Below are 13,466 nucleotides of genomic sequence, written 5' to 3' on the forward strand. Positions count from 1 at the left end.
TCCAGCAGTTCTTTGGGGATTTTGGGCAGGTCACGCAAGGGTTTCTTTTTGGTTGGCATACATGCACCTCTTACTCATGTTATGCCCGAACACAAAATTTCTGACACCCTCCGGAAAGGTGACTCAGCGTCGATAAAGCAAATGGCTGTATCCCAAAACCCAAAACCAACCAGCAAGCAGCAACCAGCAACCAGCAACCAGCAACCTACTGATGATTGCGCTCAAACGTCTCCCGCCCCATGGCCCTGATCTGCCCCTCGATCAACGCATCGAACGGCCTCAACACCTCATCGAAGCACAATGGTGACTCCAGGACATTCAACGCCCCCACCACAGCTTCGACCGTCGACAAAGCCCCCTCCCCCGGCGCCTTGCGCAACCGATAACGCGATGCCCCCACCTCCCCGAGCGTCACCCGCGGCAACGCCGCCAATGACGGATTCAGGTACAGCAGCTTGCGCGCCTTGCGCCAGGTACCATCAGGCACGATCAGCATCAAAGGCAGTTCGTCATCGCCCTCGTAGGCCCGCAAGACCCCAGCCTCGTCCCCCGGAAACAACACCACCGGCCGATATCCAGGCGTCGCCAACAACCGCTCGAGATCGTCGAACACCTCACCCACCCGCAACTCGGCATTGACCAGCCCAAGGGCCGCCAAGCGCGCGGTGTTCAAGGCATGCGAAGTCTCGCTCGGATGCTGCAGCACGACCACCCGGGTACGGCTGTCGAGGCTGGGAATCAATGGGCAAAGGCAATGGTCAAGCGGACGCAGGCAGCGTTCGCAACGGGGTCTGGACATAGGCTTCTCCTTACCCCGCGCAGTGTGCCACAGCACACCGGCAAAGCCCCCACATCCTTGTGGGGTAAGCACGATGTCAGCGGTTGAAGCGCTCCGCCAGGCTGTGCAGGTATTCGGCCATGCGCTCCAGGTCCTGGCTGATCTCTGCGCCCTGCTTGGCCTGCCCCGCGCTCTCGTCGCACAGGTGCGCGATACGCACGATCTGCTGGTTGATGTCTTCGGCGACATGGCTCTGTTGCTCGGAAGCCGTCGCCATCTGCTGGCTCATCCCGGTGATGCGGCTGACCGCCTGGACGATGCCCGACAATGCCTGCTGCACCGCCTCGACACTCTGCACGCTGTCACGGGAAATCTGCTCGCCACGGTTGGCCGTGCTCACCGCGCGCTCGGCCCCTGAGCGCAGCGAAGCGATGATCTGGTGGATCTCCTCGGTGGACGCGCGGGTACGCTGGGCCAGCGAACGCACCTCATCGGCCACCACCGCGAAGCCTCGCCCTTGCTCACCTGCCCGCGCCGCCTCGATGGCGGCGTTGAGCGCCAGCAGGTTGGTCTGCTCGGCGATGGAGGTGATCACATCCACCACGCTGCCGATCGACTGGGTCTGCTCGGCCAAGGCATTGACCGCCTGGCCGATATCGGCGACCGCATCGCTCATGCTGCCCATGGCCTTGAGGCTCTGCTGCGCCAGGTCGCTGCCCTGCTGGGCCAGTTGGTCGGCGTCGCTGGCGGCATGGGCGGTGCTCTGCACGTTGTGGGTGACCTGCTGGATGGTCGCGGCCATCTGCGCGATGGCCGTGGCCGACTGGTCGGTCTCGCTGCGCTGACGATCGAGCATCTGCGCCTGGGCGTCGGACAGGCCTGCCGATTGCGCCGCCCGGGACTTGACCCCCACCCCTGCATCCACCAGTCGGGTCAAGGCGGTCTGCAAGCGCGCCTCCTCGCTGATGATGGCCAGGTCCAGTTGCCCCTGCAGGCCTGGGTTGTCGCTGTAGGTCAGCGCCACCAGCGGGCTGGTGAAGGCCTTGGGATGCTCGGCCAAAGTACGGCGGATGGCCTGGTTCTGCCGATGTTCGATCCAGTACCAGGCACCGAGCATGCTCGCCATCAGCACACCCAGCGCCGCGTACTGCGGCAGCCAGAGGTAGCCGGCGGCCGATACCAGGCCGGCACCGACCAAGGGCAGGCCATGCTGCAGCCCATGCCCCAGGCGTGCGACCAAGGGCACGGCAGGGCGATTACCGCGCAAGCGCGCATAGAGCGCCTCGGCGCGGCGGATCTGGTCGCGGCTGGGCACCGAACGCACCGACTCGTAGCCGCTGATGCGGCCATTCTCGTAGATGGCGGTGACGTAGGCACTGACCCAGTAGTAATCACCATTCTTGGCGCGGTTCTTGACCACGCCCATCCAGGGTTTGCCCTGCTTGATGGTTTCCCACATGTGGCCGAACACCGAAGGCGGCATGTCCGGGTGACGTACCAGGTTGTGCGGCTGGCCCACCAACTCCTCATAGGTGAAACCGCTGATCGCCACGAACGCATCATTGCAATAGGTGATGCGGCTGTTCAGATCGGTGGTGGAGATCAGCCGCTGGTCGTTGGGGAAGGTTCTTTCGTGCTCGGTGACGGGCAAATTCATGCGCATCGTGGCAGTCCTTGCTTCATGTAGATGATGGGAAATTTCATCAAAGCAAATAGATATTTAGCAGAGTGCCATCACTCCAGTCGCGTGCCTTGGACGAAAATTTACACAGCCTGACGCAATGTTCTGAAAGCGACCCTTCTCAGCTGACGTTGAGCTGCGACTTGAGCAGGTCGCGGAAGGTCTGGATCAACGGTTCGCGGCTTCTGCCACGGCGAATGATCATGGAGAACGGTGCTTGGTAGCCAAAGGTGGCAGGCGACAGCACCCGCAGGTCGCCCTTGTCGACCCAGGCCTGGGCATAGTGCTCGGGGAGGTAGCCGATGTAGGCGCCGGAAAGAATCAGGATCAATTGCGCCTCCATGCTTTCCACCGTTGCGGCACTGTGCTTGAACCCATGCCGGGCCAGCTCTGCCTGGCTCCAATAGCCCCGCCCGACCATGCGCTGCTGGGTGATCACCTCTTCAGGGACCCGACGCTCGCCGAACAGCGGATGCCGACTGCTGCAGTATAGCCAGTGCTGCTCACGGTAGAGCGGCTGGTACACCAGGCCGCTCATGCGCGAGGAGAACGCGCCGATGGCCAGGTCCAGGCGATTGTCCTGCACGCCCAGTTGCAGCTCGTAGGGGCTGGACACCGACAGATGCAGGTGCACCGCCGGATGCTCCTGGCTGTAGGCACCGATGGCCTCGGCCAGCGGCAAGGCCCGGTCACCGACCGTGGAGTCGATCACCCCCAGGTTGAGGGTGCCGCGCAGTTCGCCCTTGAGGGCCGCGGCATACTGTTCGAAACCATCGAGCTCGGCCAGCAGGCGCAGGGTCTCCTGGTGGAACAGCTCGCCCTTGCTGGTCAGGCTGAAGCCCCCTCGGCCACGGTGGCACAGGACGATACCCAGGGCACTTTCCAGCTGGCTCATGTAGGTGCTGATGGCCGAAGTGGAGAGGTTCAGCTCACGCTGGGCATTGGCGAAGCCCTGGTGGCGGACCACGCTGACGAAGATACGCAACAGTTTCAGGTCGGGCAGTGAAGAGGCCATGGTGCAGCGGTTCCGCAGGGTGGAGATCGGCAGAGTCTAACCCGCTGTCGAGCATTAGTTTAGAAATTACTGAAGTAAGTATTTGCGTGTAGCGATTCCTCCTGCCCACTACCTTGCGCAGACTTGGTCGCAATGTCCCTGCCCGCCGGCGCCACCTTGCCAGCCAGGCACGCGGCGGCACAGGTTCGAACAAACAGAACAATCGACCGACTGATGAGGCCCACCGTGGAAAAGATTCTCCACCAACCACTGGGCGGCAACGAAATGCCGCGTTTCGGCGGCATCGCCACCATGCTCCGTCTTCCCCACCTGCAAAGCGCCGAAGGCCTGGACGCCGCGTTCATCGGCGTACCGCTGGACATCGGTACCTCGCTGCGCTCGGGTACCCGCTTCGGTCCGCGGCAGATCCGTGCCGAGTCGGTGATGATCCGCCCGTACAACATGGCCACCGGTGCCGCGCCATTCGACTCGCTGTCGGTAGCCGACATCGGTGACGTGGCCATCAACACCTTCAACCTGCTCGACGCCGTGCGCATCATCGAAGAGGCCTACGATGAAATCCTCGAGCACAACATCATCCCCCTGACCCTCGGTGGCGACCACACCATCACCCTGCCGATCCTGCGCGCACTGCACAAGAAGCACGGCAAGATCGGCCTGGTGCATATCGACGCCCACGCCGACGTCAACGATCATATGTTCGGCGAGAAGATCGCCCATGGCACCACCTTCCGCCGTGCCGTGGAAGAAGGCCTGCTCGACTGCGACCGTGTGGTACAGATCGGCCTGCGCGCCCAGGGCTATACCGCCGATGACTTCAACTGGAGCCGCCGCCAGGGCTTCCGTGTGGTACAGGCCGAGGAGTGCTGGCACAAGTCGCTGGAACCGCTGATGGCCGAAGTACGCGAGAAGGTCGGTGGCGGCCCGGTGTACCTGTCGTTCGATATCGACGGCATCGACCCGGCCTGGGCACCGGGCACCGGTACCCCAGAGATCGGCGGCCTGACCACTATCCAGGCGATGGAGATCATCCGTGGCTGCCACGGCCTGGACCTGATCGGCTGCGACCTGGTCGAGGTCTCGCCGCCCTACGACACCACCGGCAACACCTCGCTGCTGGGCGCCAACCTGCTGTTCGAGATGCTCTGCGTGCTGCCAGGCGTCGTGCGCCGCTGACCTGCAGGCGCGGCCTTGCGCCGCGCCTACGGCTAGCACGACACGAGCAACTGCTTGACCCCGGCAGGAGCCATGAGGGAGGGCCATAGAGGCCCGCCAACACAAGACAGGACCGCCGGGCGCCGTGAGTCGCCTGACTGGTCGATCTCGCCATAATAAAGATAATCGGGAGACCCCCAATGGCCTTGGACATCATCGTTGTACTGATCTATGCCGCCGGCATGCTCGGCCTCGGCTGGTATGGCATGCGGCGTGCGAAGACCCACGAAGACTACTTGGTGGCCGGGCGCAACCTCGGCCCGACCCTGTACATGGGCACCATGGCCACCACCGTACTGGGCGGTGCCTCCACCGTCGGCACCGTGCGCCTGGGCTATGTCCATGGGATTTCCGGCTTCTGGCTGTGCGCCGCACTGGGCCTGGGTATCATTGCGCTGAACCTGTTCCTCGCCAAGCCGCTGCTGCGCCTGAAGATCTTCACCGTCACGCAGGTACTGGAACGCCGCTACAACCCGATGGCACGCCAGGCGAGTGCGGCGATCATGCTCGCCTATGCGCTGATGATCGCGGTCACCTCGACCCTGGCCATGGGGACCGTGCTGCAGGTGTTGCTCGATGTGCCGTTCTGGATGGCCCTGCTGTTCGGCGGTGGCGTGGTGGTGGTGTACTCGACCATCGGCGGTATGTGGTCGCTGACCCTGACCGACATCGTCCAGTTCATCATCAAGACCGTGGGCCTGATGTTCATCCTGCTGCCGGTGTGCCTGTACAAGGCCGGTGGCTGGGACACACTGGTGGCCAAGCTGCCGGCGGCCAGCTTCAGCTGGACCACCATCGGCTGGGACACCATCATCACCTACTTCCTGATCTACTTCTTCGGCATCCTGATCGGCCAGGACATCTGGCAGCGGGTGTTCACCGCCCGTGACGAGAAGGTCTGCCAGCGCGCCGGTACCACCGCAGGCATCTACTGCGTACTGTACGGCCTGGCCTGCGCCCTGATCGGCATGGCCGCCCATGTGCTGATGCCGGACCTGGCCAACCCGAACAACGCGTTCGCCGAGATGATCAAGGGCCAATTGCCCGAGGGCATCCGTGGCCTGCTGATGGCCGCAGCCCTGGCTGCGATGATGTCCACCGCCAGCGCCGGCCTGCTGGCTGCATCGACCACCCTGACCGAGGACTTGCTGCCGAAGCTGCGTGGCGGCAAGCAATCGAGCCTGGGCGTCAACCGCCTGTTCACCCTGCTTACTGGCTTGGTGGTGTTGGGCATCGCCCTGGCGGTGAACGATGTGATCAGCGCTCTGACCCTGGCCTACAACCTGCTGGTCGGCGGCATGCTGATCCCGTTGATCGGGGCGATCTTCTGGAAGCGCGCCACCACCGCCGGGGCGATCTCCAGCATGTCGCTGGGCTTTGCCACTGCACTGTTCTTCATGTTCAAGGACGGTCTGGATGCCAACACCCCGATCTACTACAGCCTAGCGGTCGGCCTGGTGAGCTTCGTGGTGGTCAGCCTGCTGTCGCGCCGCCCGGTGGGGGCCGTCAACCTGGCCTGAGCCTTGGGCAGGCGTGAAAAGCCGCCATGACTGAAAAGGCCGCTGCATCATCGGATGCGGCGGCCTTTTCGTTTCAGCGGCGACGTGGTTGGCGCTTGCGCTGCTCTTCGTCGGTAGGGATCGGCACCGGCTGCAGCGGAGGTGGGAGCAAGCCCAGGGCGACGGCGAGGTCGTGGAGCCAGTTGTACATTCGATTGTTCATAAATGCCCCCTCACGGGTCAGCCTCACGGCGATTCAATCCTGCGATGCTTCATACAGATCATAGTCCCATGTCCTGTATTACGCATGCTTCTGCTCCTACAGATAAGGGCGAGTTTGACGCGGATCAAGCGCAAACGCCGCCTGCCGACGGTCGGTCAATTGTTTCCCCTTGTTGCACGTCGATCCAGGCCTGCAGGTTGGCGCCGCACATGCCCTGGCGCCACATCAGCCAAGTGACCGCATGGTCGAAGGGTGCCTGCAGGCGGTGGGCACGAACCTGGTCGCGTCCAGGCAGGCTGTCGAGCATGGACTGCGCCATCAGTGCCACCCCGGCCCCGGCGATCACACACGCCAGCATGCTCTGGTACGACTCGATCTCCATGACCCGGCCCATGGGCGTATGGTCATGGGCATACCAGGCCTCCAGGCGCATGCGGTAGGAGCAGCCCTGGCGGAAGGTGAACACCGCCTTGCCGGCCACATCCCGGGCGCTATGCACCGGGACATGCTCGGGCCGCGTGATCAGCACCAGAACCTCCTCGCACAACGGCACACCATCCAGCCCGGCCAGGCTCGGCGGGCCATCGACCAGGGCAGCGTCCAGGCGATGCGCCAGCAGCCCTTCGAGCAACTCACCGCTGGGCGCCGCCCGCACCTGCAGGTTCACCGCTGGGTAGGCCTGGTGATAGCGGGCGAGCAAGGTCGGCAGATGAATCGCCGCAGTGCTGTACATGGTGCCGAGGGTGAAATCACCGGCTGGCTGGCCGCCCTGCACTGCGGCCATGGCCTCGTCACGCAGGGCGGACAGGCGATCGGCGTAATCGAGCAGCACCTTGCCCGCCGGCGACAGCTGCAAGCGCTGCCGCTCGCGCAGGAACAACTCCACACCCAACTGCTCCTCCAGCTGGCGCAAGCGGGTCGACAGATTCGACGGCACCCGGTGCAAGCGTTCGGCGGCCCGGGTCACCGACCCCTCTTGCGCGACGGCCTGGAAGATGCGCAGTTGGCTGAACTCCATTACCTTCTCCAAAACAGAACAACTTGATCATCATTATTCAATTTTTTTGAAAGTCAATCCGCCCTACCCTGCCACCCATCGCGTCTATTGGTGCAGGAGTCGCCGCATGTCCCCCCTCGTACAACTGCTGGCCAGCGCCGTTGCCCTGATGATGGCCATGGGCATCGGCCGCTTCGCCCTGACCCCGCAACTGCCGCGCTTGATCGCCGAAGGCCAGATCGACCTGACGGCGGGCGGCCTGGTGGCTGCCGCCAACTACCTGGGCTACTTTTTCGGCGCAGTGGACGGCATGTTCGCCCGCCGCCCGGCCCAGGTCCGTCTGCGCCTGCATGCCGGCCTGTGGCTGTGCGTGGTGCTGACCCTCGCCTCGTGGGCGGCACAGGGTTTCTGGAGCCACCTGTTGCTGCGCTTCGGGACCGGTGTGGCCAGCGCCTGGGTACTGGTGATGATCACCAGCCTCAGCCAGCAACTGGCCGCCACCCACGCTCGCCCTCGCCTGGGAGCGCTGGTGTTCGCCGGGCCCGGCATCGGCATCGCTGTCACCGGCTTGCTCGCCCTGGGGGCCCACCTGATGGGCCTAGGGTCAGCGACGCTGTGGCTGATCTATGCGCTGGCCGCCCTGGTGATGTTGTTGGCCGTGCTGCCGTGGTTGCCCCGGATGCAACCGACCACGGCGGTTCCGGCCGTACCCCAGGACGGCACCACCCAGCCGGGCATCGCGCGATTGGGGTTGGTCTATGGGCTATATGGCATCGGCTATATCCTGCCGGCGACCTTCCTGTCGCAGATGGCCAGCCAGCAGTTCCACGGTCAGTGGCAGGCCGATCTGTTCTGGCCAGCGTTCGGCCTGGCGGCTGCGTTGGGGGTCGTGCTGGTCAGCGTGCGACGCCCAGCCCGCACGTCCCATTGGCTGAGCGCGACGCTCTGGTTGCAGGGGCTGGGGGTACTGGCCTGCCTGTTGGGCAACGGGTTCGGCCTGGCCCTGGGCGTGCTGTTGTGCGGCGCGCCTTTCCTGGCCTGCATGCAGCTGGTGATGCGGCGTTCGCAGGAGCTGGCGCCCTACGCCACCCAGCGCAACGCCGGGCTGCTCACCGCCTGCTTCGCCCTCGGCCAGCTCAGCGGGCCGCTGCTGGCGGCCGTGAGCAACCATTACGGTGGGAGTCTGCAGCCTGCCTTGCTGCTCGCTGCGGGTGGGTTGGGCGTCGCCGGGGGGTTGGTGTTGGTTGGCGAACACGGGGGGAGGCTTCAGCCGGTCGGGCGTTGTACTTCGACTTGACGGCGCCGGGGCTGCGTTGCAGCCCTTTCGCGGCGCAAGGCCGCTCCTACAGAGGCGGCGCGGCTGCGCCTGTTCAGCCGACCAGCTTGCGCAATTGCTGGCGCACCCAAGGTTCGGCACTGACAAGGATGACCCCGCACAGCACCATCACCGCGCCCAGTACGAAGTTCAGGCTGAGCGGTTCACCCAGCAACACCACACCAAAGGTCACGCCGAACAGCGGTGTGATGAAGGAGAACACCGCAAGGTTCGATGCCAGGTACTTGCGCAGCAGCCAGAACCAGGTCAGGTAGCTGATGAACGACACCACGATGGCCTGGAACAGCACACTGCCCGCTGCCAACGGCGTGAAGGCGACCATGCCCACCTGCCCACTGATCACGGCGATCAACAGCAACCCGACGAAGCCCACCAGCAATTGGTAGAACAAGGTCAGGTCGGCAGGCGCCTCCGACAACCGCGACCCGCGCACCACCACGGTGGTCGCACCCCAGGCCAGGCCCGCCAGTACACCGAAGGCATCGCCAAGCAGCACCCGGCCATCGAGCTGGTCCCACGACAAGCCACCGGCAAAGGCCATGGCGATGCCGCCGAACGACAGCAGGATGCCCAGCCACTGCAACAGCCGCAGCCGCTCGCTCGGCAACATGAAATGCAGCCCCAGGGCGGTGAACACCGGTGCGGTGTAGAGGAATACCGACATGTGCGCTGCGGACGTCAGCTTCAGGCCCTCGGCGATGAACAGGAACTCCAGGCCGAACAATACGCCCGACAGCAAACCCGCGCGCCAGGTGCTGCCCACCATGCTCCAGCCACCCCGCCAGCACACCAGGATCCCCACCAGTACCGCGGCGATCCCTGAACGCAGGGCCGCTTGCATCACCGGTGCGATATCGCTGGCAGCCCATTTGATCATCACCTGCTGGCTGCCCCAGATCAGGCACAGCACCAGCATCACCTGCAGGGCGAAGGCATCGGTGTTCTTGCGGGCCGCGCTCATGGGCGGCCCCCTTGGCGTATCGATGGCATGGGCACGGTCTCGACGATGGCAGACAAGCCCTGATTATCAGGTTTGCAGCCTTCTCCACGCCAGCGTCAAAACGACCTCAGGCGATCTGAGCTTTTGCCGCCACCTGTTCGAACGTCGTCTCGTCCAGGGCATCGTCCTGCTCGTCCAACACCTGGCGCGGGTGCTCGAAGCCAGGGATGCTGCTGTCGATCAGGCTGAGCAGGCGCGAGCCACGCTCGGTGAGGACGAAGTTCTCGCCGTTGCCGCCGTCCTCTTCCGGCCGGCTTTCGATGAAGCCACGCTCGAAGAGGATCTTCTCGTATTCGCAGGCACGGGTCTTCAAATGGTCCAGGTCGCCCACCGGCTGGCCGGTGGCGGCCAGCGCCGCCGCATGCTGCTCAGCATACGGCCGTGGCGTGAAGCTGTGGCCGGCGCTGTTTTGCACTTCATGCAACAGACGCTCGATCAGGTCCCAGTCGTAGGTACTCATGGAGGTGGCCTCCTGCTGTGAACGGTTGGGGTACACAGCATGGGACCGAAAGGCAGTGCGGGGTGTTCCAAGTGAAAATCGGCAACAGGCTGCCGTTATCGGTCTGAACTTCCAGGCGACACACTTTTCAACCGCATATACCCTTGCTGGAGATCGAACGGATGAAACGGTTACTGCCCCTGGCCTGTGCCAGCGCCCTGTTGTACGCCCTGCCCAGCTGGGCCTGCACACCGGAGGAAGCCACCCAGAAACGCGAGGAACTGGCCGGGCTGGTCACCCAGCTGACCGAGCAGGATCCGCAGAAGGCCAAGGAGATCAACGAGGAATTGCAGGGCATGGACCTGGGCACGGCCAGCAAGGACCTGCCGGACAAATGCCAGTTGATCGACAAGCGGATCAAGGAATTGAAGGAAGCGGAAACCAAGGCGGGCTAGGGAACTGCCTTCAGGGCTGCTTTGCAGCCCTGAAACCAGGCCGCCAGAACATCACTCAGCCTTCGGTGCCCGCTTCTTCAAAGGCGCCATGCCATCGGCGCTGGCCAGAGGCGCCTTGGCCTTTGGCTTGGCTGCCGGCTTGCGCTTGGCGGTACCGCCCTTCTTCTCGGCGGCCTTCTTCTCGACCTTTTTCTTCTTGGTGCCAGCCGCCTTGCCTGAGGCCTTGACCTTCTTCGGCCCGTTGTAGGTGCCCTTGACCTCCTTGATGACCCGGCGCTCGAATTGCTGCTTGAGGTAGCGCTCGATGCTCGACATCAGGTTCCAGTCGTTGTGGCAGATCAGCGAGATCGCCAGGCCTTCGGCGCCGGCACGACCGGTACGGCCGATACGGTGCACGTACTCGTCGCCACTGCGCGGCATGTCGAAGTTGATCACCAAGTCCAGACCGTCGATGTCCAGGCCACGGGCGGCCACGTCGGTGGCGACCAGCACCTTGGAGCCGCCTTGCTTGAAGCGATCGATGGCCAGCTTGCGGTCCTTCTGGTCCCTTTCGCCGTGCAGCACGAACGCCTTCACATCCTTGGCCACCAGATGACCGTAGATGCGGTCGGCCAGGGCTCGGGTATTGGTGAAGATGATCGCCTTCTGGTAGGTCTCGTTGGCCAGCAGCCACTGGACGATCTGCTCTTTGTGCTGGTCATGGTCGGCAGTGATGATCTGCTGGCGGGTGCCTTCGGACAGCTGCGAGACGCTGTTGAGCATCAAGTGCTCGGGGTCCTTGAGCACCTTGCCGATGATGTCGCGCAGCGCCGCGCCACCGGTGGTGGCCGAGAACAGCAGGGTCTGCTCGCGGTTCTCGCACTCCTTGCACAGGCGCTCCATGTCTTCGGCGAAGCCCATGTCGAGCATGCGGTCGGCTTCGTCCAGCACCAGAACCTGGACGTGGGAGAGGTCCAGGTTACCGGCGTTCAGGTGTTCCAGCAGGCGGCCCGGGGTGCCGATCAGGATGTCCGGGACCTTGCGCAACAGTGCGGCCTGCTCCTTGAAGTCCTCGCCGCCGGTGACCAACCCGGACTTTACGTAGGTGAACTGGGAAAAACGCTGCACTTCCTTGAGGGTCTGCTGGGCCAGCTCGCGGGTCGGCAGCAGGATCAGTGCCCGGATCTCCACGCGACGCTGGCGCAGGTCGACCAGGCGGTTGAGCAGCGGCAGCACGAAGGCGGCGGTCTTGCCGCTACCGGTCTGCGCGGTCACCCGCAGGTCACGCCCTTGCAGGGCCAGGGGAATGGCCGCCGCCTGCACCGGGGTCGGCTCGACAAAGTTCAGCTCGGCCACGGCTTTGAGCAGGCGTTCGTGCAGGGCGAATTGGGAAAACACGGGTGTACCTCGGGCAGTCGCTGGAAATTCAAGTTGCATAGGGTAACGTTTTCCGTGACGGACGCCGAATTTCTTTTGGCACCTTGGCGCCAATCCGCGTTCTAATGGGCCTTCGTTTTCGCAATACAGACCCGTCTAACCCTCATGGATATCCAACGACTCTGGAAAGACGCCCTGGACCTCTGGGGCACCCTCGACCAACACCCCATGCTGCACGCCGCCCTGGGCCTGGTGGTCCTGCTGGTTATTTCCCTGCTCATCGGCCGCCTGGCCCGCTTCATGGTGCTGCATGCCAGCCGCCTGCTGGCCCGCCAGCAACCGCTCAAGTGGCTCGACGACCTGCGCCACAACAAGGTCTTCCACCGCCTGGCCCAGACCACGCCCTCACTGGTGATCCAGTTCGGCCTGAAGCTGGTGCCGGAGCTGGGCGAAACCGCCCAGCACTTCCTCGGCAACGTGGCCCTGGCCTTCACCCTGCTGTTCATGACCATGGCCCTGTCGTGCCTGCTCGATGCCCTGCTGGACATCTACGCCCGCACCGAGCACGCCCGCACACGCTCGATCAAGGGCTACGTACAGCTGGCCAAGATGATGCTGTGGATCTTCGCCGCCATCGTCATCGTCGCCACCCTAATCGACCGCTCGCCGCTGTTGCTGCTCTCGGGCCTGGGTGCCATGTCGGCCGTGCTGCTGTTGGTCTACAAGGACACCTTGCTGTCGTTCGTCGCCAGCGTGCAATTGACCAGCAACGACATGCTGCACGTCGGCGACTGGATCGAGATGCCCCAGGTCGGCGCCGACGGCGACGTGGTGGACATCACCCTGCACACGGTCAAGGTGCAGAACTTCGACAAGACCATCGTCTCCATCCCCACCTGGCGCCTGATGAGCGAGTCGTTCCGCAATTGGCGCGGCATGCAGCAGTCCGGCGGGCGGCGCATCAAGCGCAGCCTGTTCATCGACGCCGCCGGCGTGCGCTTCCTCACCGCCGAAGAAGAACAGCGCCTGGGCCAGGTCCGCCTGCTGGGCGACTACCTGAAACAAAAGCGCCAGGAACTGAGCACCTGGAACGAAGCCCTGGGGCCGGTGGCCGAACTCGCCGCCAACCGCCGCAAGCTGACCAACATCGGCACCTTCCGCGCCTTCGCCCTGGCCTACCTGAAGAACCACCCCGACGTGCAGCAAGGCATGACCTGCATGGTCCGCCAGATGCAGACCACGGCCGAGGGCGTGCCGCTGGAGATCTACTGCTTCACCACCACCACCGCATGGGCGGAGTACGAACGCATCCAGGGCGATATCTTCGACTACCTGCTGGCGGTGTTGCCCGAGTTCGGCTTGAGCCTGTACCAGCAACCCAGCGGCAATGACATGCGTATCGGGCTTGCCGCCAGGCCTTTGGCCACTCACGAGCCGCAACGGTTGAGCGAGCTGAGCGAGGCCTAGCCGTT

General features: G+C 64.1%; 12 protein-coding genes and 2 pseudogenes. 5 read left to right on the forward strand and 9 right to left on the reverse strand.

The window, feature by feature from the left end:
- Positions 1-205: 205 nt before the first annotated feature.
- The 4 genes and pseudogenes from ACNFCI_RS15730 to ACNFCI_RS15745 all read right to left on the reverse strand — a co-directional run bounded on the left by ACNFCI_RS15730 (position 206) and on the right by ACNFCI_RS15745 (position 3,474).
- A complete protein-coding gene (locus tag ACNFCI_RS15730) occupies positions 206-799 on the reverse strand; it encodes a tRNA-uridine aminocarboxypropyltransferase (RefSeq protein WP_416768049.1) in 594 nt (197 codons plus the stop codon).
- 76 nt (positions 800-875) lie between these two features.
- Positions 876-1,856 (reverse strand): annotated as a pseudogene (locus ACNFCI_RS15735) (methyl-accepting chemotaxis protein); the annotation flags it as partial.
- Positions 1,857-2,159: 303 nt separating this feature from the next.
- Positions 2,160-2,441 (reverse strand): annotated as a pseudogene (locus tag ACNFCI_RS15740) (PAS domain-containing protein); the annotation flags it as partial.
- Positions 2,442-2,580: 139 nt separating this feature from the next.
- The gene (locus ACNFCI_RS15745) at positions 2,581-3,474 is read right to left on the reverse strand and encodes a LysR family transcriptional regulator (protein WP_084858443.1); all 894 of its coding nucleotides are present in this window, start codon (positions 3,472-3,474) and stop codon (positions 2,581-2,583) included.
- A 225-nt stretch (positions 3,475-3,699) separates the two neighbouring features.
- Between ACNFCI_RS15745 and speB the strand changes: the two genes are divergently transcribed.
- Both speB and ACNFCI_RS15755 read left to right on the forward strand, forming a co-directional pair.
- A complete protein-coding gene (gene speB, locus ACNFCI_RS15750; RefSeq protein ID WP_043209365.1) occupies positions 3,700-4,650 on the forward strand; it encodes an agmatinase in 951 nt (316 codons plus the stop codon).
- A 179-nt stretch (positions 4,651-4,829) separates the two neighbouring features.
- The gene (locus ACNFCI_RS15755; protein ID WP_324818397.1) at positions 4,830-6,209 is read left to right on the forward strand and encodes a sodium:solute symporter; all 1,380 of its coding nucleotides are present in this window, start codon (positions 4,830-4,832) and stop codon (positions 6,207-6,209) included.
- A gap of 73 nt (positions 6,210-6,282) precedes the next feature.
- On the opposite strand, the gene ACNFCI_RS15760 is transcribed toward ACNFCI_RS15755, so the two are convergent.
- Positions 6,283-6,411: a PA1414 family protein gene (locus ACNFCI_RS15760; RefSeq protein ID WP_256543834.1), complete on the reverse strand. Its 129-nt coding sequence runs from the start codon at positions 6,409-6,411 to the stop codon at positions 6,283-6,285.
- Positions 6,412-6,535: 124 nt separating this feature from the next.
- Positions 6,536-7,429, reverse strand: coding sequence for a putrescine utilization regulator PtrR (gene ptrR / locus ACNFCI_RS15765; protein ID WP_324818400.1), 894 nt, complete (start codon positions 7,427-7,429; stop codon positions 6,536-6,538).
- A gap of 106 nt (positions 7,430-7,535) precedes the next feature.
- Here ptrR and ACNFCI_RS15770 point away from each other — a divergent pair, with 106 nt between their 5' ends.
- Complete coding sequence (locus ACNFCI_RS15770; RefSeq protein WP_416768050.1) at positions 7,536-8,705, forward strand: MFS transporter; 1,170 nt, start codon at positions 7,536-7,538, stop codon at positions 8,703-8,705.
- A gap of 73 nt (positions 8,706-8,778) precedes the next feature.
- Here the strand turns inward: ACNFCI_RS15770 and ACNFCI_RS15775 are convergent, their stop codons facing one another.
- Both ACNFCI_RS15775 and ACNFCI_RS15780 read right to left on the reverse strand, forming a co-directional pair.
- Positions 8,779-9,705 carry a DMT family transporter gene (locus ACNFCI_RS15775; protein ID WP_084858439.1) on the reverse strand — a complete coding sequence of 309 codons (927 nt, stop codon included), beginning with the start codon at positions 9,703-9,705 and terminating at the stop codon, positions 8,779-8,781.
- 106 nt (positions 9,706-9,811) lie between these two features.
- Positions 9,812-10,204 carry a transcriptional regulator gene (locus ACNFCI_RS15780; RefSeq protein ID WP_084858438.1) on the reverse strand — a complete coding sequence of 131 codons (393 nt, stop codon included), beginning with the start codon at positions 10,202-10,204 and terminating at the stop codon, positions 9,812-9,814.
- Positions 10,205-10,365: 161 nt separating this feature from the next.
- On the opposite strand from ACNFCI_RS15780, the gene ACNFCI_RS15785 reads away from it, so the two are divergent.
- Positions 10,366-10,638 carry a hypothetical protein gene (locus ACNFCI_RS15785; RefSeq protein ID WP_416768051.1) on the forward strand — a complete coding sequence of 91 codons (273 nt, stop codon included), beginning with the start codon at positions 10,366-10,368 and terminating at the stop codon, positions 10,636-10,638.
- A 51-nt stretch (positions 10,639-10,689) separates the two neighbouring features.
- Here ACNFCI_RS15785 and ACNFCI_RS15790 read toward each other — a convergent pair whose 3' ends face one another.
- Positions 10,690-12,054 (reverse strand): DEAD/DEAH box helicase, encoded by a 1,365-nt coding sequence (locus tag ACNFCI_RS15790; protein WP_416768052.1) that lies wholly within the window; start codon positions 12,052-12,054, stop codon positions 10,690-10,692.
- Positions 12,055-12,159: 105 nt separating this feature from the next.
- Between ACNFCI_RS15790 and ACNFCI_RS15795 the strand changes: the two genes are divergently transcribed.
- Positions 12,160-13,461, forward strand: a complete 1,302-nt coding sequence (locus tag ACNFCI_RS15795; RefSeq protein WP_084858435.1) for a mechanosensitive ion channel family protein — start codon at positions 12,160-12,162, stop codon at positions 13,459-13,461.
- Positions 13,462-13,466: the final 5 nt, after the last annotated feature.

Origin of the sequence: Pseudomonas sp. NY15356 (assembly GCF_048068175.1) — a bacterium.
Taxonomy (GTDB): domain Bacteria; phylum Pseudomonadota; class Gammaproteobacteria; order Pseudomonadales; family Pseudomonadaceae; genus Aquipseudomonas; species Aquipseudomonas putida_K.